We start from the raw sequence: 24,695 nt of genomic DNA on the forward strand, positions 1-24,695 counted from the left end.
ATGAGCAACGTTGTGCACTACTTCAAGAGCCTGATGCTGCTGGAGCTGCTCCAGGGCCTGTGGCTGACGCTGAAGTACACCTTCAAGCCGAAGTACACGCTGATGTACCCGATGGAGAAGTTCCCGCAGTCGCCGCGCTTCCGCGGCCTGCACGCGCTGCGCCGCTATCCGAACGGCGAAGAGCGCTGCATCGCCTGCAAGCTGTGCGAAGCCGTGTGCCCGGCGCTGGCGATCACCATCGACTCGGCTCCGCGCGAGGATGGCACCCGCCGCACCACGCGCTACGACATCGACCTGTTCAAGTGCATCTACTGCGGCTTCTGCGAGGAGAGCTGCCCGGTGGATTCGATCGTGGAAACGCACGTGCTGGAGTACCACTTCGACAAGCGCGGGCAGAACATCGTCACCAAGCCGCAGCTGCTGGCGATCGGCGACCGGCTGGAAGCCGAGATCGCCGAGCGCCGCGCCGCCGACGCCGCCTTCCGTTGAGGTCCGAAGCATGGATTGGGTCCTGATCAGTTTCTACGCCTTCGCCACCGTCGCGGTCATCGCCGCCGGCGCGGTGATCAGCGTGCGCAACCCGGTGCATGCCGTGCTGTGCCTCATCCTGACGTTCTTCTCGGTGGCCTGCACCTGGCTGCTGGTGGGCGCTGAGTTCCTGGGCGTCGCCCTGATCCTCGTCTACGTGGGCGCGGTGATGGTGCTGTTCCTGTTCGTGGTGATGATGCTCGACATCGACATCGTCAAGATCCGCGAGGGCTGGGTGAAGTTCCTGCCGATCGGCCTGTTGGTGGCCGTGGTGATGCTGGGCCAGATGCTGGTGCTGATCGGCATCAAGGCACGCACCGCCACGCCGTTCCCGGACAACGCCGCCTCGGCCGCCGCCGATGTGTCGAACACGGCCTGGCTGGCGCGCTCGCTGTTCACCGAGTTCCTGCTGCCGTTCGAATTCGCCGCCGTCATCCTGACCGTGGCCGTCGTGGCCGCCGTCATGCTGACGCTGCGCAAGCGCACCGGTAACAAGACGCAGGACCCGGCAGAGCAGTCGCGGGTCAAGGCCAGCGACCGCATCCGCCTGGTGTCGATGCCGGCCGAGAAGCCGGTGCGCGAAGTGCCGGCCAGCGCGCCGGTGGAAGGGGAGGGCAAGGCATGATTTCCGTAGGCCACCTGCTGGCGCTGGGCGCGGTGCTGTTCTGCATCAGCCTGGCCGGTATCTTCCTCAACCGGAAGAACGTCATCGTCCTGTTGATGTCGATCGAACTGATGCTGCTGTCGGTCAACATCAACTTCGTCGCGTTCTCGCGCGAGCTGGGCGACGCCGCCGGGCAGATCTTCGTCTTCTTCATCCTCACCGTGGCCGCGGCCGAGGCCGCCATCGGCCTGGCGATCCTGGTCACCCTGTTCCGCACGCGGCGCACGATCAACGTGGCCGAAGTCGATACGCTCAAAGGCTGATGCACCGATGACCGGTATGGAAGTCCTCCTCTCCAAGAACGTGCTGCTGGCGGTCGTGCTGGCGCCGCTGCTGGGCTCGATCATCGCCGGCCTGTTCGGCCGGCTGGTGGGACGCGCCGGCGCGCACACGGCCACCATCCTGGGCGTGGCGGTCAGCTGCGCGTTGTCCTGCTGGGTGCTGTACCAGTTGGCGGTGCAGGGCGCGTCGCCGTTCAACGAGAACCTGTACACGTTCTTCGAGGTCGGCAACTACACCGGCCACGTCGGCTTCATGATCGACAAGCTCACCGCGATGATGATGGTCGTGGTGACCTTCGTGTCGCTGCTGGTCCACGTCTACACGATCGGCTACATGGCCGAGGATCCGGGTTACCAGCGCTTCTTCAGCTACATCTCGCTGTTCACCTTCAGCATGCTGATGCTGGTGATGAGCAACAACTTCCTGCAGCTGTTCTTCGGCTGGGAAGCCGTGGGCCTGGTGTCCTACCTGCTGATCGGTTTCTGGTTCAAGCGCCCCACGGCGATCTTCGCCAACATGAAGGCGTTCCTGGTCAACCGCGTCGGCGACTTCGGCTTCCTGCTGGGCATCGGCTGTGTGCTGCTGATGTTCGGTACGCTGGACTACGCCACGGTGTTCGCCAATGCCTCGCTGCTGGCGGGCAAGGCCGCGCCAGTCTGGTCGGGCGCGATCACGGTGTTCGGCCACACGACGCAGGTGCTGGATCAGCCGGTGATCTGGTCGATGGCCACGCTCACCTGCATCTGCCTGTTCATCGGCGCCATGGGCAAGTCGGCGCAGGTGCCGCTGCACGTCTGGCTGCCCGACTCGATGGAAGGCCCCACCCCGATTTCCGCGCTGATCCATGCGGCGACGATGGTGACCGCCGGCATCTTCATGGTGGCGCGCATGTCGCCGCTGTTCGAGCTGTCGCAGACCGCGCTGGACTTCGTGTTGTTCATCGGCGCGACGACGGCACTGTTCACCGGCCTGATCGGCATCGTGCAGAACGACATCAAGCGCGTGGTCGCGTACTCCACGCTGTCGCAGCTGGGCTACATGACGGTCGCGCTGGGCGTGTCCGCCTATTCGGCGGCGGTGTTCCATCTGATGACGCACGCCTTCTTCAAGGCGCTGCTGTTCCTGGCGGCCGGCTCGGTCATCATCGGCATGCACCACGAGCAGGACATGCGGAAGATGGGTGGCTTGCGCAAGTACATGCCCATCACCTGGATCACCAGCCTGATCGGCACGCTGGCGCTCGTCGGTACGCCGTTCTTCTCGGGCTTCTACTCGAAGGACACCATCATCGAGGCCGCGAAGAGCCACCAGCACATGGCCCAGGAGTTCGGCGGGAAGCTGGCGGAGCTTGGCATGATGGCGCCGCAGGACGTGCACGGCCCCAGCGTATGGATCGCCAACTACGGTTACTGGGCGGTGCTGCTGGGCGTGTTCGTCACCAGTTTCTACAGTTTCCGCCTGCTGTACCTGACCTTCCACGGCAAGGAACGTTTCCGCGACGCGCACGGCGACCATGGCCACGCGCATGACGACCATGCCCATGACGATCATGCCCATGACGATCATGCCCACGACGAGCATGGCCATCACGGTGTGCATGAGCCGCACGAATCCCCGTGGGTGGTCACCCTGCCGCTGGTGCTGCTGGCGATCCCGTCCATCGTGATCGGCTTCTTCACCATCGGCCCGATGCTGTTCGGTACCGACTGGACGGGCCACCACGAGGTGACGCCGTTCTTCCTGGGCGCGATCGACTTCATCACGCCGGCGTCGGACACGGTGGCCGTCTTGAAGGAAGAGTTCTGGCACGGTCCTGTCGCGTATGCGATCCACGGTATGAAGGCGTGGCCCTTCTGGCTGGCGCTCGGGGGCTTCCTGCTGGCGACATTGCTCTACCTCGTCAAGCCGGAGTGGCCGGGCAAGATCCGCAGCAGCGCGGTCGGTGCCTTCCTGACCAACATCCTGGACAAGAAATACTGGGCCGACCACCTGTGGATCAACGGGTTCGCGCGCGGTGGCGTGAAGCTGGGCCAGGTCTCGCGTGCGATCGACAGCCATGTCATCGACGGCGCGGCGGTCAACGGGACGGCGAAGCTGGTCGACCTGGGCGCGCAGCTGCTGCGCAAGACCCAGTCCGGCTACCTGTACCACTATGCGTTCGCGATGATCATCGGCCTGATCCTGCTGCTGGGCGCGGTCATCAAGTTTTGGCAGTAACGACCTGACGTAGCCGCTCGCGGAACGTCCTGGCGAAGAACTCAACGGATATCACAACGTGTCGAACTGGCCCCTGCTTAGTGTTCTGATCTGGCTGCCCATCCTGGGTGGCGCGCTGGTGCTCGCGCTAGGCAACGCCCGCGCGAACGCGGCCCGTTGGCTGAGCTTCGCAGTGGCGGTGCTGACCTTCGTGTTCAGCCTGGGCTTGCTGAGTGGCTTCGACTACGCCAACCCGGGCCTGCAGTTCGTCGAGAGCCACGCCTGGATCCCGAGCTTCGACATCCACTACAACCTGGGTGCCGACGGCATCGCCGTGGCCCTGCTGCTGCTCAATACGCTGATCACGGTGCTGACGCTGGCGGGTGCATGGGGTTCGGTGAACAAGCGCGTGGCCCAGTACGTGGCCGCGTTCCTGATCCTCGAAGGCCTGACCAACGGCATCTTCGCGTCCAGCGACGCCGTGCTGTTCTACGTGTTCTTCGAGGCGATGCTGATCCCGATGTTCCTCATCATCGGTGTCTGGGGCGGTCCGCGCCGCATCTACGCCTCGCTGAAGTTCTTCCTGTACACGTTCCTGGGCTCGGTGCTGATGCTGGTCGGCCTGGTGTACCTGTACATCAAGGGCGGCAGCTTCCAGCTGGCCGACCTGTACGCGATGCCGCTGAGCATGAAGGAACAGACCTGGCTGTTCTTCGCCTTCCTGATCGCGTTCGCGGTGAAGATCCCGATGTTCCCGGTGCACACGTGGTTGCCGGACGCGCACGTGGAAGCGCCGACCGCCGGTTCCGTGATCCTGGCGGCGATCGCACTGAAGATCGGCGGCTACGGCCTGCTGCGCTTCAGCCTTCCGATCGTGCCGGATGCCGGCCACGAATGGGCGATGTTCGTCATCGTGCTGTCCTTGATCGCCGTGGTCTACGTGGGCCTGGTGGCGCTGGTGCAGGACGACATGAAGAAGCTGATCGCCTATTCGTCGGTCTCGCACATGGGCTTCGTGACGCTGGGCATCTTCATCGCGTTCACGCTGGTGCGCGACCTCGGCTACCTGGATACGGCCCGCCTGGGCCTGCAGGGCGCGATGGTCCAGATGATCAGCCACGGCTTCATCTCCGGCGCGATGTTCACCTGCGTGGGCGTGCTGTACGACCGCATGCACACCCGCATGATCAAGGACTACGGCGGCGTCATCAACACGATGCCGTGGTTCGGTGCGTTCTTCATCCTGTTCGGCATGGCCAACTCCGGCCTGCCGGGCACGAGCGGCTTCGTCGGCGAATTCATGGTGATCCTGGCGAGCTTCCAGCAGCACCCGTTGATCGCATTCTTCGCCGCCGCGACGCTGGTGATCGGCGCGGCGTACACGCTGTGGCTGGTGAAGCGCGTGATCCTGGGTGATGTGGCCAATGCCCACGTGGCCGAACTGAAGGACGTGTCCCTGCGCGAAGCGCTGGTGCTGGGTGGCTTCGCGGTGTGCGTGCTGGCCCTGGGCGTGTACCCCAAGCCGCTGACCGACCTGATGGAGCCGTCGATCGCGCAACTGGCGATGCAGCTCGCCAACAGCAAGCTGTAAGGACGAACCATGACGACGCCGATGCCCATCTCCGCCGCCGACCTGCAGCCGCTGCTGCCCGAGTTGACCCTCATCGCCGGCGCGTTCGCGCTGCTGATGCTGGACCTGTTCCTGGATGCTTCCCGCCGCGTGATCACCCATGCCCTGGCGCTGGCCGTGATGGTCGCGGTGGTCTGGATGCTGGCCACGGGCGTGGGCGGGCAGGGCAGCGTGTTCAGCGGCATGTTCGTGCGCGACACCCTGGCCGACGTCAGCAAGGTCGTGATCGTCGCGGTCAGCGCGCTGTCGCTGGTCTACGGCTGGCCCTACCTGCGCGAGCGCAACCTGTATCCGGGCGAGGCGCCCGTGCTGGTGATGTTCGCCACGGCCGGCATGATGATGATGGTGTCCGCCGGCAGCCTGGTGATGATGTACCTGGGCCTGGAACTGCTGGCGCTGTGCTCCTACGCCCTGGTCGCGCTGAACCGCGATGACGGACTGTCGACCGAAGCGGCGATGAAGTACATCGTCCTCGGGTCGCTGGCCTCGGGCCTGCTGCTGTACGGCATGTCGCTGGTGTACGGCGCGACCGCTTCTCTGCACCTGCCCGCGATCTTCCAGGCCACGGGCGATGCGCTCGCCGGTGGCGGCGACCAGCGCATGCTGCTGCTGACCGGCGTGGTGTTCATGGTGGCCGGCGTGGCCTTCAAGCTGGGCGCGGCCCCGTTCCATATGTGGCTGCCCGACGTCTACCAGGGCGCGCCAACGCCGGTGACGCTGTTCATCAGCGCCGCTCCCAAGCTCGCGGCGTTCGGCATGGCGTTCCGCCTGTTGCAGGACGGCGTGGGTCCTGCGGCGGCCCAGTGGCAGTGGCTGCTGGCCGGCCTGGCCGCGGCGTCGCTGGTGATCGGCAACGTCATCGCGATCGCCCAGACCAATCTCAAGCGGATGCTGGCGTACTCCACGGTGTCGCACGTGGGCTTCCTGCTGGTGGGCTTCGCCGGTGGTGGCGAAGTCGGCTACTCGGCGGCCCTGTTCTATGCGATCAGCTACGCCATCATGTCTGCCGCGGCTTTCGGCGCCATCATCGTGCTGTCACGCCAGGGTTTCGAAGCCGACAAGATCGACGACTTCAAGGGACTGAACGCCCGCAACCCCTGGCAGGCCGGCCTAGTGTTGTGCGTGATGGCTTCGCTGGCCGGCATCCCGCCGTTCCTGGGTTTCTGGGCGAAGCTCGTGGTGCTGGGTGCCGCGGTGAATGGCGGTTTCCTGTGGTTGGCGATCCTTGGCGTGCTGTGCGCGGTGATCGGTGCGTTCTACTACCTGCGCGTGATCAAGGTGATGTACTTCGACGAGCCGGTGGGCGAATTGCCGCCGCCGCGCGCCGATCGCGTGGTGCCGCTGGTGTTCGGCGTCAACGCGCTGGGCCTGCTGGTGCTGGGCATTGCCTGGAATCCGATCATGGCGTGGTGCAAGCTGGCGTTCGCTGGCTGAGCCTGTCACACCGGGGGAGCGTCGGCCCGACCAGGGCCGGCAACGCGCGATGAACGCGATCCCTCACGCCGATAGCCGACAAGGCTTGCAATAAACCGGCGCATTCATCATAATTTCGCTTCTGCTGCGGGGTGGAGCAGTCTGGCAGCTCGTCGGGCTCATAACCCGAAGGTCGCAGGTTCAAATCCTGCCCCCGCTACCATGTTTATCCGAAGTCGCCTGGTACAGGCGACCGACGAAAAGCCTGGGCACGCAACGACGCATGTTCCCGTCGTTGCACCGACATCCAGCGTATCGGACAAGGGGCCCATCGGGCCCCTTGTTTGTTTCAGCGACACGCAGAACCACGAACCATCGGCAGCGAACCCGTGAGCGACAAGGCCAACGACATCGCCAACTTGCTGGCACCCACCGTCCAGGCACTGGGCGTGGAACTGCTGGGCATCGAATATCTGCCGGCGCCCGGCGGCGCCACGGTGCGCCTGTACATCGATGTGCAGGAAGCCGAACGCGCCACGCGCCACGTCAATATCGAAGACTGCGAAGCCGTGAGCCGCGAGGTCTCCGCGCAACTGGACGTCGAGGATCCGATCACCGGCAATTACACGCTGGAAGTTTCCTCGCCGGGCGTGGATCGTCCGTTGTTCCAACTGGAGCACTACGCGCGCTTCGTCGGCGACTCGGCCAAGGTGGTCATGAAGCTCCCGCAGGATGGCCGTCGCCGCCTGCAGGGCGTGATCAGCCGCATCGAGGGCGGCGACATCGTGTTCACCGTCGACGGCGCCGAGCTGAAGGTCGCCTTCGACAACATCGACAAGGGTCGCCTGGTTCCCGACTGGGCCGCCCTGGGCCTGGCGCCCGAAAAACCCGGTGGTGCCCGCAAGGCTCCCGCCAAGGCGGGCGACGCCAAGCGTGCGCCGGCCAAGAAAGCCAAGAAAAAACCCAACCAACCGGCGGCCCGCAAGCCGCGCGCGGAGTGATCAATGAGTAAGGAATTGTTGCTGGTCGTGGACGCGGTGGCCAACGAGAAGGGCGTGCCGCGCGAAGTCATCTTCGATGCCATCGAAGCCGCCCTGGCGTCCGCCGCCAAGAAGCGCTACCTGGATCAGGACGTGCAGGTGCGCGTCACCATCGACCACAAGGACGGCAGCTACGAAACGTTCCGCCGCTGGGAAGTCGTGGCCGACGACGTGGTGATGGAATCGCCCGATCGCCAGATCCGCCTGATGGACGCCGAGGATGAGGCCGAAGGCGCCGAGGTCGGCGACTGGATCGAAGAGAAGATCGAGAACCCCGACTTCGGCCGCATCGCCGCGCAGGCCGCCAAGCAGGTCATCGTGCAGCGCGTCCGCGAGGCCGAGCGCGCGCAGGTGGTGGACGCCTGGAAGGACCGCGTGGGCGAGCTGGTCACCGGTGTGGTGAAGCGCGCCGAGCGCGGCAACATCTACGTGGACCTGGGCGGCAACGCCGAGGCGTTCATCCCGAAGGACAAGGGCATCCCGCGCGACGTTCTGCGCGCCGGCGACCGCGTCCGTGGCTACCTGTTCGACGTGCGCTACGAACCGCGCGGCCCGCAGCTGTTCATCAGCCGCGCCGCCCCGGAATTCATGATCGAGCTGTTCAAGCTCGAAGTGCCGGAAGTGGGCCAGGGCCTGGTCGAGATCAAGGCCTGTGCGCGCGATCCGGGCGACCGCGCCAAGATCGCCGTGCTTGCGCACGACACCCGCACCGATCCGATCGGCGCCTGCATCGGCATGCGCGGTTCGCGCGTGCAGGCCGTGAGCAACGAGCTCAACGGCGAGCGCGTGGACATCGTGCTGTGGAACGACAATCCGGCCACCTTCGTCATCAACGCGATGGCGCCGGCGGAAGTGCAGTCGATCATCGTCGATGAAGAGAAGCACTCGATGGACCTGGCCGTGGCGGAAGACCGCCTGGCGCAGGCGATCGGCAAGGGTGGCCAGAACGTGCGCCTGGCCAGCCGCCTGACCGGCTGGCAGCTCAACGTCATGACCGCCGACCAGGTCCAGGCCAAGAGCGAGGCCGAGCAGACCGTCGCCCGCCAGCTGTTCATGGACAAGCTGGAAGTGGACGACGAAATCGCCGCCATCCTGGTCGCCGAAGGCTTCAGTACGGTCGAGGAAATCGCCTACGTGCCGGTCGGCGAACTGCTGGCCGTGGAAGGCTTCGACGAGGACATCGTCGAAGAGCTGCGCTCGCGCGCCCGCGATGCCTTGCTGAACGAGGCGCTGGCCGAGGAAGAAGGCCTGGAGGAGAACCACCCGGCCGACGACCTGCTGGCCCTGGAAGGCATGGACGAGGAAACCGCGTTCGCGCTGGCCTCGCACGGCGTCCGCACCAGCGAGGACCTGTCCGACCTGGCGGCCGACGAAGTGGTCGAGTTCGGCATCGAGGGGCTGGACGATGCGCGCGCCGCCGCGCTGATCCTGGCCGCCCGCGCCGAAGAGATCGCCCGACTGGAACGCGGCGCATGAGCCAGCGATGAACACCGCCCTGGCACCCGCAGGGCTTAGAATCCGCGTTCCCTTCTGGGTTGGAGGGGCGCAACACAGAACCTAGGATCCGAATGTCGCAGCAAACCACCATCCGCAAGCTTGCCGAACTGGTCAACACGCCGGTCGAGAAACTGCTGGAGCAGCTGGCCGAGGCCGGCATGAGCTTCAGCGGCCCCGACCAGGTCGTGACCAGCATGGAAAAAGTGAAGCTGCTCGGCTTCCTCAAGCGCTCGCACGGCAAGACCGAGAGCGCCGCGGATGATGCCGCGCCCAAGAAGATCACCCTGGCCCGCCGCAAGGTGCAGGAAGTGACGGTCGCCGCCGGCCGCTCGAAGACCACGGTCAACGTCGAAGTGCGCCAGAAGCGCACCTACACGAAGCCGACCGACGCCGAATCCGCCAGCACCAACTGGCAGAACGAACCCGATCCGGAGCGCGCCGAGATCCTGCGCAAGCTGGAGGAATCCCGCCAGCGCAACCTCGATGAGCAGCAGCGCCTGGCGCAGGAAGATGCCAAGCGTGCCGAAGAGCTCGAGCGCCGCCGCCAGGAAGAGGCGGCTGCCCGCGCCGAGGCCGATGCCGCGCGTGCGCAGGCCGACGCCGAGGCCGCCGCGCTGGCGGCCGGTGCCGTGGCCGTGGATGGCGACGAAGCCGCGCGTCCGGCCAAGACCAGCACCCCGGGGCACCATGTGCCGAAGATGGTCGTGCGCAAGGATCCGCCGCGCGCCGACGATCGCAACAATGCCGCTGCCGCCAAGCACAAGACCCGTGGCTCGCACGCGATGGTGGCCGGCGTCGAGGACGACGACAACACCAGCCGCTTCGCCGGCCAGCTGCACCTGTCCGCGGCCGACCGTGCCCGTCGTGGTGCCTCGCGCGGCAAGCCCAAGCCGCCGCGCCGCCATGAGCAGAGCCGCGGCGGCGGCGGTGCGCACGGTTTCGAGCGCCCGACGGCCCCGATCGTGCGCGAAGTGGCGATCGGCGAGACCATCACCGTGGCCGACCTGGCGCAGAAGCTCGCGCTGAAGGGCGGTGACGTGGTGAAGGCGCTGTTCAAGATGGGCGTGATGGCCACCATCACCCAGTCCATCGATCACGACACCGCTGCGCTGATCACCGAAGAGCTCGGCCACAAGGCCGTGCGTGCGGACGCCAACGACGTCGAGAACGAACTGCTCGCGCACTCCGAAGAGCAGCAGGGCGAGAAGGTCGCGCGTCCGCCGGTGGTCACCATCATGGGCCACGTCGATCACGGCAAGACCTCGCTGCTGGACTACATCCGCCGCACCAAGATCGCCAGCGGCGAAGCCGGCGGCATCACCCAGCACATCGGCGCCTACCACGTGGAAACGCCGAAGGGCGTCATCAGCTTCCTCGACACCCCGGGCCACGCCGCGTTCACGGCGATGCGCGCGCGTGGCGCGAAGCTGACCGATATCGTGGTGCTGGTCGTGGCCGCGGACGATGGCGTCATGCCGCAGACCCGCGAAGCCATCCAGCATGCGAAGGCGGCCAAGGTCCCGCTGATCGTGGCGGTCAACAAGATCGACAAGTCCGACGCCGACCCGCTGCGCGTGAAGAACGAGCTGCTGGCCGAGGAAGTGGTCGCCGAAGACTTCGGCGGCGACACCCAGATGGTGGAAATCTCCGCCAAGACGGGCCAGGGCGTGGACAACCTGCTCGACGCGATCTCGATCCAGGCCGAACTGCTGGAATTGAAGGCCGTGGAAGACGGCCGCGCCAGCGGCGTGGTCATCGAGTCCTCGCTGGACAAGGGCCGCGGCCCGGTCGCGACGGTGCTGGTGCAGCAGGGCACCCTGAAGAAGGGCGACTACCTGGTCTGCGGCATCCAGTACGGCCGCGTGCGTGCGCTGTTCGACGAAACCGGCGGCCAGCCGGCGTCGGCGGGCCCGTCGATCCCGGTGCAGGTGCTGGGTCTCTCCGGCGTGCCGGAGGCGGGCGACGACTTCGTCGTCGTCGCCGACGAGCGCCTGGCCAAGGACGTGGCGCAGCAGCGCGACACCAAGCGCCGCGAGTCGCGCCTGGTGCAGTCCGCCGGCAGCCGCATGGAAGACATCATGGCGCAGCTGGGCAAGGGCGAAGGCCAGCTCAGCCTCAACCTGATCATCAAGGCCGACGTGCAGGGTTCGGTGGAGGCGTTGCGTCACTCGTTGACGGCGCTGTCCAACGAATCGATCCGCATCAACATCATCAGCTCCGGCGTGGGCGGCATCACCGAGTCCGACGCCAACTCCGCGGTCACCTCGAAGGCCACCGTCATCGGCTTCAACGTGCGTGCCGACGCTTCCTCGCGTCGCATCATCGAAGCCAATGGGGTGGACCTGCGCTACTTCTCGATCATCTATGACGTGATCGACCAGGTGAAGCAGGTGGCGTCCGGCCTGCTGGGCGTGGAGATCCGCGAAGAGATCATCGGCATCGCCGAAGTGCGCGACGTGTTCCGCAGCTCCAAGTTCGGCGCGGTCGCGGGCTGCATGGTGGTCGAAGGCGTGGTCAAGCGGAACAAGCCGATCCGCGTGCTGCGTGCCAGCACCGTGGTGTTCGAGGGCGAACTGGAATCGCTGCGCCGCTTCAAGGAGAACGTCGACGAAGTGCGCAACGGCACCGAGTGCGGCATCGGCGTGAAGGCTTACAACGACGTCCAGCCGGGCGACCAGATCGAGTGCTTCGAGCGCATCGAAGTGCAGCGCACGCTCTGATCATGCCGACCAAGTCGTTCCATCGCACCGACCGCGTGTCCGCCCAGCTCCGCCGGGAGCTGGGTACGTTGGTGCACGAGGCCGTGCGCGAGCACGGCCTGCCGTCGGTCAGCGTGTCCGACGTCGAAGTCACCCGCGACATGGCGCACGCCAAGGTATTCGTTACCGCATTGATGCCCGAGCGTTCCGTCGAGGCCATGAAGGGCCTGAAGGAACTCGCCTGGGGCCTGCGCATGGAGCTGGCGCGTCGCGTGAAGATGCGCCACGTGCCGGAGCTGCATTTCCACTACGACGACTCCGTCGACCGTGGAGAACGCATCGAGAACCTGCTGCGCGACCTGCCGCCGCCACCGGCCGACGACGACAACGCGTAAGGCCGTCGCCCGCGTCCGCCGTTGGCCTGGGGCCATGGGGGGCGTCGGTGCACCAGCATCGCGGGCACGGACTCCATGCGGGCCACGAAGCCTGCCCCCACCAAGGAATGCGCGCGCCCCGATGTCGCTGCCGAAGCTCAAATTCCGCCCGCTGGACGGTCTGCTGCTGCTGGACAAGCCGCAGGGCATGAGCTCGAACGCCGCCTTGCAGGTGGCCCGGCGCCTGTTTCGCGCCGAGAAGGGCGGCCACACCGGTAGCCTGGATCCGCTGGCGACCGGCCTGCTGCCGCTGTGTTTCGGCGAGGCGACCAAGATCGCCGGCCTGCTGCTGGGTTCACGCAAGGCCTACGACACCGTGGCCGTGCTCGGCACCACCACCGATACCGACGATGCCGACGGCGCGCCGCTGCGCGAGCGCCCGTTGCCCGCCCTGGATACGGCGACCGTGCAGGCGGCGCTGGCGCCGCTGATGGGGCGCATCCGCCAGCGCGCGCCCATCTATTCGGCCCTCAAGCAGGGCGGCGAACCGCTGTACGCCAAGGCGCGCCGGGGCGAGGCCATCGAGGCGCCCGAGCGCGACGTCGAGGTGCACGCGCTCGACATCCTCGAGATCGCCCCGGGGCGCATCGCGCTGAGGGTGGAGTGCGGCTCGGGAACCTACGTGCGCAGCCTGGTCCGCGACCTGGGTGAGACGCTCGGTTGCGGCGCCCACGTCGGCGCGCTGCGCCGGCTCTGGGTAGAGCCGTTCAGGCAGCCGCGCATGTTCACCCTGGAGGCCTTGCAGGCCCTGGCCGCGGAGGGCGGCGAGGCCGCACTCGACGCCTGCTTGCTGCCGATCGAGGCCGGCCTGACCGGGTTTCCCCGGATCGACGTGGACGCTGAAGGCGCCCGCCGGCTGGGGCAGGGCCAGCGCTTGCAGGGGCAACCTCCCTGTGAAGGCCCCGCTGCCGTGCACGGCCCCGATGGCCGCGTGCTGGGGCTGGCGACGGTGGATCCCGCCGGCGTCCTGTCGCCGCAACGTCTGTTCACCTGGACCGCCCACGCCGCCCTGCCGATGCGCGGCGGCCAATAAAGCCTTGTTTCGCAAGGTTCCCGCGGCGTACAATTCGCCGCCGGTTTTCACCGGCCATCTTCATTCCCCAGCTTCATCAACGGCGAACCAGGCGGTGCGCGCGGAGGACAGCCCGCGTTCCTGCAGGTCACGCATCCAACAGAGAGAAACCATGTCCGTCGATACCCAGAAAGTGATTGCCGAGAACGCCCGCGGCACCAACGACACCGGCTCCCCGGAAGTCCAGGTCGCCCTGCTGACCGCCCGCATCGAGCACCTCAGCGGCCACTTCAAGACCCACAAGAAGGACCACCACAGCCGTCGTGGCCTGCTGCAGCTGGTCAACCGCCGTCGCAGCCTGCTTGATTACCTCAAGAAGAAAGACAACGAGCGCTACAAGACCTTGATCGAGAAGTTGGGTCTGCGTCGCTGATATACCCCCGACCGCGGCGCAGAGATGCGCCGCGGTTTGCATTTCAGGGAACGGAATGCGCTGCATCCGCTGGCCGCACCGGGCCCGCCCTTCACAGCACCACCGGCCGGACGCTTCCGGCCAGCCGCACGCGACAAGGGTCGCGTGAGGTCCAACCCGCACAAGGCACCTCAAGGAACCCCCGTGGCAAAAATCACCAAAACCTTCCAGTACGGCAAGCACCAGGTCACCCTGGAAACCGGCGAAATCGCCCGTCAGGCCGGCGGCGCCGTCATCGTCAAGTTCGACGACACCGTGCTGCTGGTCACCGCCGTGGCGGCGAAGTCGGCCCGTGAAGGCCAGGACTTCTTCCCCCTGACGGTCGACTACCAGGAGAAGTTCTACGCCGGCGGCCGCATCCCCGGTGGCTTCTTCAAGCGCGAAGGTCGCGCGACCGAGAAGGAGACGCTGATCTCCCGCCTGATCGATCGCCCGCTGCGTCCGCTGTTCCCGGAAGAATTCCGCAATGAAGTGCAGGTCATCGCCACGGTGATGTCGCTGAACCCGGAAATCGACGGCGACATCCCGGCCCTGATCGGTGCCTCCGCCGCCGTCGCCCTGACCGGCGCGCCGTTCAACGGCCCGATCGGCGCCGCCAAGGTCGGCTACATCAACGGCGAGTACGTGCTGAACCCGACCGTCAGCGAGCTGAAGGACTCCAAGCTGGAGCTCGTCGTCGCCGGTACCTCCAACGCCGTGCTGATGGTCGAATCCGAAGCCGCCGAGCTGTCGGAAGACGTGATGCTGGGCGCCGTGATGTTCGGCCACCGCGAAATGCAGAAGGTCATCAACATCATCAACGAGCTGGTGGTCGAAGCCGGCACGAAGAACTGGGACTGGTCCGCACCGGCCAAGAACGAAGCGCTGGTCTCCGCGCTGAAGGAAGCCGTGGGCACGCAGCTCGACAGCGCCTTCCAGGTGCGCGACAAGCTGCAGCGCCGCGACGCGATCTCGGCCATCAAGAAGGACGTCCTGCAGCAGCTGGCCGGTCGTGCCGAAGCCGACGGCTGGGCCGCCGGCGCGCTGTCGAAGGAATTCGGCGAGCTGGAATACCAGACCATGCGCGGCTCCGTGCTGGCCACCAAGGTCCGCATCGACGGCCGTGCGCTCGACACCGTCCGCCCGATCTCCTCCAAGGTCAGCGTGCTGCCGCGCGTGCACGGCTCCTCGCTGTTCACCCGTGGTGAGACGCAGGCGATCGTCGCCGTCACCCTCGGTACCGCACGCGATGGCCAGGTGATCGACGCCGTCGGCGGCGAGTGGAAGGACCACTTCCTGTTCCATTACAACTTCCCCCCGTTCTCGGTGGGCGAAGCCGGTCGCATGATGGGCCCGAAGCGTCGCGAAATCGGCCACGGCCGCCTCGCCAAGCGCGGCGTGCTCGCCGTGATGCCGACGATGGAATCCTTCCCGTACACGATCCGCGTGGTCTCGGAAATCACCGAGTCGAACGGTTCGTCCTCGATGGCCTCGGTCTGCGGCAGCTCGCTGGCGCTGATGGATGCCGGCGTGCCGATCACCGCACCGGTCGCGGGCATCGCGATGGGCCTGGTGAAGGAAGGCAACGACTTCGTCGTGCTGAGCGACATCCTGGGTGACGAAGACCACCTGGGCGACATGGACTTCAAGGTCGCCGGTACCGCCAACGGCGTGTCCGCGCTGCAGATGGACATCAAGATCGAAGGCATCACCGAAGAGATCATGAAGCAGGCGCTGACGCAGGCGAAGGCCGGCCGACTGCACATCCTGGGCGAAATGGCCCATGCGATGACCGCACCGCGCCAGGAACTGAGCGAGTTCGCGCCGCGCCTGATCACCATCAAGATCCACCCCGACAAGATCCGCGAAGTGATCGGCAAGGGCGGTTCGGTGATCCAGGCGATCACCAAGGAAACCGGCACCCAGATCGACATCCAGGACGACGGCACCATCACCATCGCTTCGGTGAACGGCGCTGCCGGCCAGGCTGCCAAGGCCCGCATCGAGCAGATCACGTCCGACGTCGAGCCGGGCCGCATCTACGAAGGCAAGGTCGCCAAGATCATGGACTTCGGTGCGTTCGTCACGATCCTGCCGGGCAAGGATGGTCTGGTGCACGTGTCGCAGATCTCCAACGACCGCGTCGAGAAGGTCAGCGACGCGCTGAAGGAAGGCGACGTGGTCAAGGTCAAGGTGCTGGAAGTCGACAAGCAGGGCCGCATCCGCCTGTCGATCAAGGCCGTGGAAGAAGGCGAGGGCGTGTCGGCCGAGTAAGCCGCACGACATCGCGACGCGATACGGAAAAGCGGGCTTCGGCCCGCTTTTTCTTTGCGCCTCCTTCGCCTGCGATGGACGGCAGGAAGCACGCGGGATGCTGCGTTTTCGTCATCACGCCATCAACGGCAATGTCATCGCCGATAATGGCGGCCATGGATTCCACGACGACACACAAGACGGCGCCAGCATCGCTCTGGTCCGGCCGCGGACTGGTATTGCTCGGCATCGTGCTGTCCGCGTTCAACCTGCGTACGGCGGTGACCTCGCTGACGCCGTTGTTGGACACGCTGGGCGACACGTTCGGTTTCGGCGCCACGATGACCGGCGTGTTCGGCATGCTGCCGACCGCCGCGTTCGCGTTGTTCGGCGTGGCGACACCCGCGCTGGCGCATCGTATCGGCCTGGAGCGCACCGCCCTGTTGGCGATGTTGCTGGCCACGCTGGGCTTGCTGCTGCGCAGTGCGGCGGGCGACACGACGGCACTGATGGCCGCCTCGCTGACCGCGCTCGCCGGCATGGGCATCGGCAACATCGTGCTGCCGCCGCTGGTGAAGCGCTATTTCGCCGATCGCGTGGGTACGGTCAGCACGCTGTACATCACCGTGCTGCAGGCCGGCACCATCCTGCCGGCGCTCGTTGCCGTGCCGATGATGGAGGCCGCTGGCTGGCGCATCTCGTTGGGCCTGTGGGCGGTGTTCGCCGCGGCGTCGGCGGTGCCGTGGTGCCTGGTGTTGTGGCAGGAGCGCAGCAAGACCTCGCCGCTGGCGCGCACGCACGATGCCGCCGTCACCGTCGACGATGAAGCGCCCGAACTCGCCGCGCCGCGTCCCGCCGGTCGCGCGTGGCGCTCGCCGGTGGCCTGGGGCATGGCGCTGATGTTCGGCATGACCTCGCTGGTGACCTATTCGATGTTCACCTGGCTGCCCAAGCTGCTGGTCGAGGCCGGCGGCACGCCCGCGCTGGGCGGCACGATGGTGGCGCTGTTCTCCACGCTGGGTCTGGTGGCTTCGCTGACGATGCCGCTGATCGCGGTGCGCATGCGCAATCCCTTCATCGTGGTCGTGGTCTGCGCGGGCTTCTACGCCTCCGCCTTCGCTGGCCTGTTGCTGGCGCCGATGGCCGCACCCGCGGTGTGGGTGGCGCTGCTCGGGCTGGGGCCCAGCACCTTCCCGTTGTCGCTGACGATGATCAACCTGCGCACGCGCACGCCGGAGGGTTCTGCGGCGCTGTCCGGCTTCATGCAGGGCGTGGGCTACACCTTGTCCTGTGCGGGGCCGCTGACCTTCGGCCTGCTGCACGAGTTCACCCATGGCTGGGCCGTGCCGATGGCGTTCCTGGCCGTGTGCGTGGGTGTGCTGCTGGTGGGCGGTTACCTGGCCTGCCGGCCGCGGTATCTGGAAGACACCTGGCATGCGTAGGTAGGATGGGTTGAGCCGCAGGCGATACCCATCATCGTGGCCTCCACCTGTTGCTTGATGGGTATCGCCTGCGGCTCAACCCATCCTACGAACTGTGTTGCGCGATGGGCATGGCTTCACGCGACCCTTCCCCTGATCTGGCGTGGCCATGATGCGCATCGACAAGGCCCAACTCCGACAAACGATCATCAGCACCGGCATGGTGGGTGCCGCCTTTGGCATGGTGCCCGTCCTCGCGGTCCTGGCATTCGAATCGGAGTACGGCCGCCACGCGGCGCCCGCCCGCTCATGGCTCGTCCAGGCCTTCGAACTCGGTCTGGTCCTGCTGGGCAGCATCGCGTTCTGCATCGTGGTCTTCGGCCTCGTGCCCATGGCATTGCAACTCGGCTTCGTCTGGCTGGCGCGCCGCTGGACGGGGCGCGCCTGACACCGCACCCTTGTCGCGAACCTTGATCGAGGAGTGTCCGACGTGATCTTCGTCGTCGAAACGGAAGAACGCGCGCTGACGGTGTATCCGGGCGAAGCCGAGGCGGTTGCGTATTGCGAAGGACTCGACGTGGAAGCGGCGGTCTGGTTGTTCTGGGCGTCGGACGGGTCGCCCCTCCAGCCGGAATTCACGATCCCCAACACGCGTGGTGGGTTCATCGTGGGGAACGGAACCTATCACCTGGTACCGGCCGCACCCGATCATCACGCACCTCTGAGCGAGGCGCTCGACGAGATCCTGCGGCTCGAACCGAATCCTTTCTTCGGTTCATTGGGCGATATCCGCACGCATCTGCGTCGGGATGCCGGGTAGGCCAAAGGCCGGGCACCGGCCGCATGAGTGCGGATGATGAGGCGACACGGGTGGTGCTCCGTGCCGTGGGCACGACCCGTAAGCCCCGAAGCCTTGCCGGCGATGCTCCCATTCCCAGCGTTGATACGCCTGTGCCGCGCGTGCGACCCGCACACACTTGCGCGCGAGTGTCCGCGATTCGGACTGCAAGCCTCGACGTGTCGGCCGCCAAGCCTTGAGTGTCGGCCGCGGGGCGCGAAGCATCGCGCTTCACCGGCCGCATGTCGGTGGCGAGGCTTCGGCACTTGAAGCGACAAGCGTATCTGGCTCGTGCGCGAGAGTCCTCGTGTCGTTGGCGAAACGCGGAAGGTCACGCGCGCGTCTTTTTCGCTGACGGGTGGGATTCGGCGCCTTGCCGGCGAGTCATCGAGGCTCGACGACGGCCGGCCGACGTTCGCCGCGGGCACCTGGAAAGGGGTGGGTGAACCTGCACGGGTCGGACGCCGGACCACGGCGTCGGTGTTCCGGAGGCGGGCGACCACCGTCGTCCTGCCCATACCGGCGGTTTACAGGAAGTCACAACGACTTCCGGCAGGGGTTTGCCGGCCGGGGCGGTGCTATCTAGTCGGTTTTCCTGACATCGCTGGGGAGCACCGCATGACCACCCGTCGTGACCTGTTCAAGCTGGGCGCACTGGCCGCCGCCGCGGCTGCGCTGCCGTCGTTCGCCTCCGCTGCCGGCGAGGCCAAGCCCGTGGGCAAGGCGGCCAAGCCGCTGAACATCCTGATCCTCGGCGGCACCGGCTTCACGGGGCCGTTCCAGGTCGAGTACGCGCTCAAGCGCGGGCACAAGGTCACCCTGTTCAACCGCGGCAAGCGCCCGTCGCCGGAATGGCCGTCGGCCGTCGAGCAGTTGCATGGCGACCGCAACACCGGCGACCTCGCCGCGCTGAAGGGTCGCAAGTGGGACGTGTGCATCGACAACCCCACCAGCCTGCCGTTCTGGGTGCGCGACGCGGGCCAGGTGCTGAAGGGCAACGTGGGCCATTACCTCTTCATCTCCACCATCTCCGTGTATGCCGATGGCAGCAAGCCGGGCATCAACGAGACCTCGCCGCTGGCGCAGTACAAGGGCAAGGATGCGATGGCCGAAACGCAGCAGACGCTGCGCGCCGACATCGAGAACCTCTACGGCCCGCTGAAGGCGTTGAGCGAAGCCGAGGCGCACAAGCAGTTCGGCAAGAACGTCACCATCGTGCGTCCCGGTTACATCGTGGGTCCGCGCGACGAGACCGATCGCTTCACCTACTGGCCGCATCGCGTGGCGCAGGGTGGCGAAATCCTGGTGCCCGGCGATGGCCACGACCCCATCCAGATCATCGACGGCCGCGACCTGGGCGAGTGGATGATCCGCCTGGCCGAGGCGCGCACGCTGGGCACCTTCAACGCCTGCGGCCCGGACTATTCGCTGTCGATGGACGCCATGCTCTACGGCTGCCAGGCCGTCACCGGCGGCGGCATGACCCTCACGCACGTGCCGCCCGCATTCCTGGATGAGCAGCAGGTCGGCCTGCCGATCTGGGTGCCGTCGAAGGACAACCCGTATGCGGGCTACGGCGCGGTCGGCAACCAGCGCGCGATCGCCGCGGGGCTGACGTTCCGTCCGCTGGCGACCACGGTGGAAGACCTGCTGGCGTGGTTCCGCAGCCTGCCCGCCGAGCGTCAGGCCAAGCTCGGCGCGGGCATTCCACGCGAGAAGGAAGCCGAGTTGCTGAAGGCGTGGCACGCGCGCAAAGGCTGAGGTCTGCACGCGCGAAAACGCATCAGTCGTCGCTGCACTGGGCGCGCAGGATGCCGCCCGGAATGCCCCGCATCTCCGTGCGCGATGTCGTGCCGGAGGAGGACATCGCCGGTGGCGCGTAGTCGCGCGCCATGTCGGCGGCCAGTTGGCGCGCCTGGGCCAGCGCAGCGGGATCGAGCTGGGTTTCCAGTTCGCGGATCGAGCGGGTCAGGCGGTTGTCGCGCATCGCCTGCCGGTTGGCGTTCCGTGGCGAGGTCGCCGGCGGCGCGGGCAGCTGCGCCTGCGCATGCAGATAGAAGGCGAGGGCGCGCGCGCCGTCGGGCTTGACCGCTTGCGAGAGCAGCGAGCGGCGCTGCTCCCGATTGTTGGGCGAGTACGCATGGCCCAACGCCATCACCATCATGCGATCCCCCGATTGCGCCGCGCGCAGGGCCATCGATTCGGCTTCGCCCCGATACAGGCGCAACGCCTCGAGTTGGTCCAGCAGGTTCTCCTGCCGGAACGCGTTGCCGCTGGCGTACATCCGCAGGGCCATGGGGTTGCCGCCCAGCGCGGCGCTGCGCCAGTACTGCACGCGCTGCGCGGGCGTGGACGCGGGCACGCTTTCGCAATGCGCGCTTTCCTCCAGCAGGCGTTCGCTGTGCGCGACCAGGGCCTGCTCGGATTGCCGCTGTTGTTCCTGCCGGGTGGCGTTGGGATCGATCTGCCCGAACCGCACCGACGACTCGCTGCCGTCGCGAAGCATCTCGGCGGTGCTGGCCAGGCGCATGCGGATCTGCGCGCAGAAATCCAGTTCCGCCGCGAGCCGGCACGAGGCCGCGGCTTCGCCGGCATCGGCGCGTCGCTTCAGCTCGGGCAGGATGTCGCGCAGCGGCTGGTCCAGCGGCGGCAGGGGCCGGTCCGGCGGACGTTGCGCGGGCGCCCGCGCCGATGCGGCGGCGCGAGCGGCGGTCGTGGTGGCGTCAGCATCGTCGGTGCTTGAAATATCACTGGAAGCGGCGTCGTGACTGGCGCGTCCCCCCCACCAGCCGAGGCCGCCGACGGCGGCGAGCACGAGGGCAATCGAAGCGAACAACAAGGGGCGTCGGGACATCCGGTCGGCATCGCATCCTGGGGGCCCCAGCACACCACAGCGACGCCGAAGGTTTCAAGCGCGCAGCCGGCGCGCGCGGGGTTTCAACGTTCCCGGCGCACCAGCATGCGGTCCACCGGACCGCGACGCTGCCAGTCGGGCACGACGCGTTCGGCAGGCGCGCTGTCGACGGTCGCAGCGGACGCCGTCCCCGACGCCACCAGCGAGGGGATCGACGCCGCGACCGCGGTGTCGTCGAGCTTCGGCGCCAGGTCCGTGCCCTGCACGATGCCCAGTGGCGCATAGCCGGCGTAACCCGGGAACACCTGGCTCAGGTTCGCGTTGCCCATGCGGCGGATCAGGATGTCCGACAGGACGCGCCGGTAGTCGGTGGTCACCGGCACGTCGCCGAAGGTGGGCGACAGCGTTTCCGGATTCAGGCCGGGCCAGCTGCCGTAGAAGCGCCGGCCGTTGACCGCACCGCCCAACACCAGCATCGGATTGCCGTAGCCATGGTCGGTGCCGCCGTTGGCGTTGGCGCGCACGCGACGGCCGAACTCGGACTGCACCACCACCGTCACCCGCGCCATCTCGCCGGTGCCGTTGAGTTCGGCATAGAACGCAGCGAGCGCGGCGGAGAGTTCGTTGATCTTGTTCTGGTAGTAGTGGTAACCGCTGCCGGCGGTGCCCTGGCCTTCGTGCGTGTCCCAACCGCCGAGGTCGAGCGTGGCGTAGCGCAAGCCCAGGTCGAACCGGATGGATTGCGCGATGGTCCACAGCTGCTGCGCGAAGGTGCCGGTCGGCCAGCTGGCGGGCAGGCTGGCGTAGCCCTGCTGGCCGATCAGGCGCAGCGCGCCGTCGGCGCGGCGGCCGGTGACCTCCAGGCCGGTCTGGCCATTCCACAGCGACGCCACGGTTTCGGACACGCCGCGCAGGCCGGCGGGCGAATCCGAACGCGTGCGCTGCCAGCTCCATGCGGTGGTGTTGAGCGAGAAGTCCGACGGGCTGCTCATCGTCAGCGCATCCACCGCGCCCATCAGCCCGGCAGGCTGCGTGCCGCTGACGCCCAGCGCGGTCAGGGTGCCGGTGCCGCTCGGTCGGGTTTCCCACGCGCGCGTCATCCAACCGGTGGGCGAGCCGTACTTTCCGGGCGTGCCCAGGTCGATGTACAGCTGCGCGTCGAAGTGGCTGCGCGTCACCGTGGTGGCCATGCCGCAGGCGTGCACGACAGCGAGCTTGCCGTCGTTCCACAGGTCGCGCAGGCCGGTGGCCGAGGGATGCAGGCCGAAGCCGGTATCCGCACCGCCGGACAGCGTGAGCGGCAATGCGCCGTAGGCGCCGCTGGCGGCGACCTGCAGGCTGGGGCGCGCTTCTTCGTAGAAGCCGCGGTCCACGCCACCGGTGGGCACGATGAGGTTCAGGCCGTCCAGGCCGCCGCGAAGGAACAGGTGCACGACGGTGTCGTAGCTGTTCACCGCAGCATCCGCGGGGTCGGCGAACATCAGGCTGCCGCCGGTGGCGCTGACGATGGCGGCGCCACCGCAGCCTTTGACGAATTCGCGTCGGGTCAGTCGTAGATCGCGCATGGCGGGCCCTCAGCGGCTCATGAACTCGGGAGTCATCAGGATCAGCGCCACCAGGCCGCGCAGGCGCTCGTGGTTGTAGTGCCGCTTCAGGTCGCTGCCCTGCCACGTGTTGGTGTCGGTGATGACGTAGGTGTTGGGGTCGCCGTTCTGCGCCATGAACGCCACCAGCGCCTGCTTGCGCGCGGCCTCCGGCTGGTAGCCCAGCAGGCGCGTGCACCACCAGGTCACCAAGTTGGCGGCGGTCCAGTTGGCGACCGGCACGTTGGTGCGCGTGGTGTCGACGACCGGGTGCAACGGCACTTCGCCGTCCTTGCTTTCGGTCAGCCAGCCCAGCACGCGCCAGGTCATCGCGTACGAGTTGGAGCCAGACCACGCCAGCGCGCTGTCGGGGTATCCGTTCGGTGCAGGCCAGTTGTACGGCGCATGGCCGGTGAAGCCGTACAACCACATGAAGTCGTTGCTGCGGGCGTGGTCCAGGCGCAGCGTCCAGTCGCCCCCCAGGGTGCGCATGGCGGCGACCGCGGCATCGAACGGCCGGCGCTTCTTCTGCCCGAAGCTGTTGAAGAAGTCGTCGGAGTTCAGGATGTGGCGCATCACCAGTTCGATCTGGTTGGGCGCCTGCCAGTTGGCCCGGAAGATCGCCGCGGCGCTGTCGATCAGCGCCTGCTTCGGGGTGTCGTTGATGAAACGGCGGATCAGTTTCTTGCAGATGAACTTGGCCACGCGCGGATGGCTGGCCAGGCGGTTCAGCACGTCGCGGCCGTCCTTCAGTGCGGGCTGTTCCGGATAGATCAGCATGCCGAGCAGGAACTTCGGGCCGGCATCGTGCCAGGACTGGCGATAGACGAAGGTGCCGTCGTTCTCGCTGGGGAACTGCCAGTGCGCATTCTTCGCCGACCAGCCGGTGAAGGCGGCCGAGGTCTCGTACACGTCGATGTCGGTGTAGCCGATCGGGTACGCAGGATCCTCGGGGCAGGGCGGCACCTGGAACGGGTCCATGAAGCCCAGGTAGTTCTCGGCGCCGAAGGTGTGCAGTTCCAGCAGTTCGCGGGCGAAGTTCTCGTTCGGGCCCGAGCGCGAATTGCTGATGTTGTCCAGGTAATACAGCATCGCCGTGCTCTGGGCGACCGCTTCCAGCATCGTGCGGAAGTTGCCCTTGGCATTGGCGCGGATCACGTCGCGGTCGTAGTGCACGAACACCGGGCCGACGCTGAAATCCGTGCCCAGCACGTTGAAATGGTCGTGCCAGAAGTTCACCAGCACTTCGCGCAGCTGCCGGCGCGAATACACCGCACGCACGAACGCCGCGCGCTGCACCTCGTTGGCGGGGCGCATGCGGGTGTTGTACTCGGGGTCCGCCGCCACGTGGTCCGCCCACAGCTGGCTCAGCGATTTGTTGAGCGTCGTGTAGCCGCCGGCATTCAGGCGATTGGTGACGGCGCTGTCGTCGATGGCATCCCAGTTGAGCTGCCAGTCCACGTAGTTGGCCAGGCGCTGGCGGTCCGTGCTGCCCAGCGCGTTGAACTCGACGACGGTGGCGGCGGTGGCGCCATAGCCGAGGTTGTTCAGCGCCTGCACCGCGAACGGCGGGCGCGCCAGGGTCATCAGGCGCGGCGTGCTCTGGCCGGCCGCGATACGCCCGCCGGCCTCGACCACGGTGGGCGCCTCGGGCGCGGGCGTGGTGTCCTTGGGGCTGGGTTGTTCTCCGCCTTTCCAGCCGTACAGGCGGTTCAGGCGCTGGCGGACCTGGGTGCCGAGGTCGGCGGCCGGTCGCAGCGAAGGCGTTTCGATGTCCGCTTCACGACGGGCGAGCGGACCGGCCGCCGTCCGGCGGATCGGGCCGCGCGCAGCGAACCGGCGCCATGGAAGGGTATAGCGCGCCATGCGGTGTTTCCCACATTCCCCAGAATGGCGGGAG

General features: G+C 67.0%; 20 protein-coding genes and 1 tRNA gene. 18 read left to right on the forward strand and 3 right to left on the reverse strand.

Annotated features, from left to right (window positions below; genetic code table 11):
* The 18 genes from nuoI to ASD72_RS17445 all read left to right on the forward strand — a co-directional run bounded on the left by nuoI (position 1) and on the right by ASD72_RS17445 (position 20,119).
* Complete coding sequence (nuoI, locus tag ASD72_RS17360; RefSeq protein ID WP_056881216.1) at positions 1-489, forward strand: NADH-quinone oxidoreductase subunit NuoI; 489 nt, start codon at positions 1-3, stop codon at positions 487-489.
* A 10-nt stretch (positions 490-499) separates the two neighbouring features.
* Positions 500-1,153 (forward strand): NADH-quinone oxidoreductase subunit J, encoded by a 654-nt coding sequence (locus tag ASD72_RS17365; protein WP_056881217.1) that lies wholly within the window; start codon positions 500-502, stop codon positions 1,151-1,153.
* Positions 1,150-1,455, forward strand: a complete 306-nt coding sequence (nuoK, locus tag ASD72_RS17370; protein WP_056881218.1) for an NADH-quinone oxidoreductase subunit NuoK — start codon at positions 1,150-1,152, stop codon at positions 1,453-1,455. The genes ASD72_RS17365 and nuoK overlap by 4 nt, the downstream gene beginning before the upstream one ends.
* 16 nt (positions 1,456-1,471) lie before the next feature.
* Complete coding sequence (gene nuoL / locus ASD72_RS17375) at positions 1,472-3,691, forward strand: NADH-quinone oxidoreductase subunit L (protein WP_056881288.1); 2,220 nt, start codon at positions 1,472-1,474, stop codon at positions 3,689-3,691.
* A 58-nt stretch (positions 3,692-3,749) separates the two neighbouring features.
* On the forward strand, positions 3,750-5,261 hold the full coding sequence (locus tag ASD72_RS17380) for an NADH-quinone oxidoreductase subunit M (protein ID WP_056881219.1): 1,512 nt from the start codon (positions 3,750-3,752) through the stop codon (positions 5,259-5,261).
* Between the two features lie 9 nt (positions 5,262-5,270).
* Positions 5,271-6,734 carry an NADH-quinone oxidoreductase subunit NuoN gene (gene nuoN / locus ASD72_RS17385; protein WP_056881220.1) on the forward strand — a complete coding sequence of 488 codons (1,464 nt, stop codon included), beginning with the start codon at positions 5,271-5,273 and terminating at the stop codon, positions 6,732-6,734.
* A 125-nt stretch (positions 6,735-6,859) separates the two neighbouring features.
* Positions 6,860-6,936: transfer RNA gene (locus ASD72_RS17390), tRNA-Met, on the forward strand.
* Positions 6,937-7,102: 166 nt separating this feature from the next.
* Positions 7,103-7,714 (forward strand): ribosome maturation factor RimP, encoded by a 612-nt coding sequence (gene rimP / locus ASD72_RS17395; RefSeq protein ID WP_056881221.1) that lies wholly within the window; start codon positions 7,103-7,105, stop codon positions 7,712-7,714.
* Positions 7,715-7,717: 3 nt separating this feature from the next.
* Complete coding sequence (gene nusA, locus ASD72_RS17400; RefSeq protein ID WP_056881222.1) at positions 7,718-9,229, forward strand: transcription termination factor NusA; 1,512 nt, start codon at positions 7,718-7,720, stop codon at positions 9,227-9,229.
* A gap of 92 nt (positions 9,230-9,321) precedes the next feature.
* On the forward strand, positions 9,322-11,970 hold the full coding sequence (gene infB / locus ASD72_RS17405) for a translation initiation factor IF-2 (protein WP_056881223.1): 2,649 nt from the start codon (positions 9,322-9,324) through the stop codon (positions 11,968-11,970).
* Positions 11,971-11,972: 2 nt separating this feature from the next.
* The gene (gene rbfA, locus ASD72_RS17410) at positions 11,973-12,344 is read left to right on the forward strand and encodes a 30S ribosome-binding factor RbfA (protein ID WP_056881224.1); all 372 of its coding nucleotides are present in this window, start codon (positions 11,973-11,975) and stop codon (positions 12,342-12,344) included.
* 121 nt (positions 12,345-12,465) lie between these two features.
* Positions 12,466-13,416, forward strand: a complete 951-nt coding sequence (gene truB, locus ASD72_RS17415; protein WP_056881225.1) for a tRNA pseudouridine(55) synthase TruB — start codon at positions 12,466-12,468, stop codon at positions 13,414-13,416.
* 151 nt (positions 13,417-13,567) lie between these two features.
* Positions 13,568-13,828, forward strand: coding sequence for a 30S ribosomal protein S15 (rpsO, locus tag ASD72_RS17420; RefSeq protein WP_056881226.1), 261 nt, complete (start codon positions 13,568-13,570; stop codon positions 13,826-13,828).
* Positions 13,829-14,011: 183 nt separating this feature from the next.
* Positions 14,012-16,120, forward strand: a complete 2,109-nt coding sequence (gene pnp / locus ASD72_RS17425) for a polyribonucleotide nucleotidyltransferase (protein ID WP_056881227.1) — start codon at positions 14,012-14,014, stop codon at positions 16,118-16,120.
* 155 nt (positions 16,121-16,275) lie between these two features.
* The gene (locus tag ASD72_RS17430; RefSeq protein WP_056881289.1) at positions 16,276-17,541 is read left to right on the forward strand and encodes an MFS transporter; all 1,266 of its coding nucleotides are present in this window, start codon (positions 16,276-16,278) and stop codon (positions 17,539-17,541) included.
* 148 nt (positions 17,542-17,689) lie between these two features.
* Entirely contained in the window at positions 17,690-17,968 is a 279-nt protein-coding gene (locus ASD72_RS17435) for a hypothetical protein (RefSeq protein ID WP_056881228.1), read from the forward strand.
* 42 nt (positions 17,969-18,010) lie between these two features.
* Positions 18,011-18,340 (forward strand): hypothetical protein, encoded by a 330-nt coding sequence (locus ASD72_RS17440; protein WP_155944719.1) that lies wholly within the window; start codon positions 18,011-18,013, stop codon positions 18,338-18,340.
* 636 nt (positions 18,341-18,976) lie between these two features.
* Positions 18,977-20,119 (forward strand): NAD-dependent epimerase/dehydratase family protein, encoded by a 1,143-nt coding sequence (locus ASD72_RS17445; protein ID WP_056881230.1) that lies wholly within the window; start codon positions 18,977-18,979, stop codon positions 20,117-20,119.
* Between the two features lie 22 nt (positions 20,120-20,141).
* Here the strand turns inward: ASD72_RS17445 and ASD72_RS17450 are convergent, their stop codons facing one another.
* The 3 genes from ASD72_RS17450 to ASD72_RS17460 all read right to left on the reverse strand — a co-directional run bounded on the left by ASD72_RS17450 (position 20,142) and on the right by ASD72_RS17460 (position 24,661).
* Positions 20,142-21,212, reverse strand: coding sequence for a hypothetical protein (locus ASD72_RS17450; RefSeq protein WP_155944720.1), 1,071 nt, complete (start codon positions 21,210-21,212; stop codon positions 20,142-20,144).
* Positions 21,213-21,295: 83 nt separating this feature from the next.
* Positions 21,296-22,777, reverse strand: coding sequence for a DUF1501 domain-containing protein (locus ASD72_RS17455; protein ID WP_056881232.1), 1,482 nt, complete (start codon positions 22,775-22,777; stop codon positions 21,296-21,298).
* A gap of 9 nt (positions 22,778-22,786) precedes the next feature.
* Positions 22,787-24,661: a DUF1800 domain-containing protein gene (locus ASD72_RS17460; RefSeq protein WP_056881233.1), complete on the reverse strand. Its 1,875-nt coding sequence runs from the start codon at positions 24,659-24,661 to the stop codon at positions 22,787-22,789.
* Positions 24,662-24,695: the final 34 nt, after the last annotated feature.

Origin of the sequence: Pseudoxanthomonas sp. Root630, assembly GCF_001427585.1 — a bacterium.
GTDB lineage: Bacteria > Pseudomonadota > Gammaproteobacteria > Xanthomonadales > Xanthomonadaceae > Pseudoxanthomonas_A.

What these genes read in the sequence shown, in the direction of transcription:
- nuoI (WP_056881216.1), top strand. Translation starts at nt 1, where the DNA reads ATGAGCAACGTTGTGCACTACTTCAAGAGCCTGATGCTGCTGGAGCTG.
- ASD72_RS17365 (WP_056881217.1), top strand. Translation starts at nt 500, where the DNA reads ATGGATTGGGTCCTGATCAGTTTCTACGCCTTCGCCACCGTCGCGGTC.
- nuoK (WP_056881218.1), top strand. Translation starts at nt 1,150, where the DNA reads ATGATTTCCGTAGGCCACCTGCTGGCGCTGGGCGCGGTGCTGTTCTGC.
- nuoL (WP_056881288.1), top strand. Translation starts at nt 1,472, where the DNA reads ATGGAAGTCCTCCTCTCCAAGAACGTGCTGCTGGCGGTCGTGCTGGCG.
- nuoN (WP_056881220.1), top strand. Translation starts at nt 5,271, where the DNA reads ATGACGACGCCGATGCCCATCTCCGCCGCCGACCTGCAGCCGCTGCTG.
- nusA (WP_056881222.1), top strand. Translation starts at nt 7,718, where the DNA reads ATGAGTAAGGAATTGTTGCTGGTCGTGGACGCGGTGGCCAACGAGAAG.
- infB (WP_056881223.1), top strand. Translation starts at nt 9,322, where the DNA reads ATGTCGCAGCAAACCACCATCCGCAAGCTTGCCGAACTGGTCAACACG.
- rbfA (WP_056881224.1), top strand. Translation starts at nt 11,973, where the DNA reads ATGCCGACCAAGTCGTTCCATCGCACCGACCGCGTGTCCGCCCAGCTC.
- truB (WP_056881225.1), top strand. Translation starts at nt 12,466, where the DNA reads ATGTCGCTGCCGAAGCTCAAATTCCGCCCGCTGGACGGTCTGCTGCTG.
- rpsO (WP_056881226.1), top strand. Translation starts at nt 13,568, where the DNA reads ATGTCCGTCGATACCCAGAAAGTGATTGCCGAGAACGCCCGCGGCACC.
- ASD72_RS17430 (WP_056881289.1), top strand. Translation starts at nt 16,276, where the DNA reads ATGGATTCCACGACGACACACAAGACGGCGCCAGCATCGCTCTGGTCC.
- ASD72_RS17435 (WP_056881228.1), top strand. Translation starts at nt 17,690, where the DNA reads ATGATGCGCATCGACAAGGCCCAACTCCGACAAACGATCATCAGCACC.
- ASD72_RS17445 (WP_056881230.1), top strand. Translation starts at nt 18,977, where the DNA reads ATGACCACCCGTCGTGACCTGTTCAAGCTGGGCGCACTGGCCGCCGCC.
- ASD72_RS17450 (WP_155944720.1), bottom strand. Translation starts at nt 21,212, where the DNA reads ATGTCCCGACGCCCCTTGTTGTTCGCTTCGATTGCCCTCGTGCTCGCC.
- ASD72_RS17455 (WP_056881232.1), bottom strand. Translation starts at nt 22,777, where the DNA reads ATGCGCGATCTACGACTGACCCGACGCGAATTCGTCAAAGGCTGCGGT.
- ASD72_RS17460 (WP_056881233.1), bottom strand. Translation starts at nt 24,661, where the DNA reads ATGGCGCGCTATACCCTTCCATGGCGCCGGTTCGCTGCGCGCGGCCCG.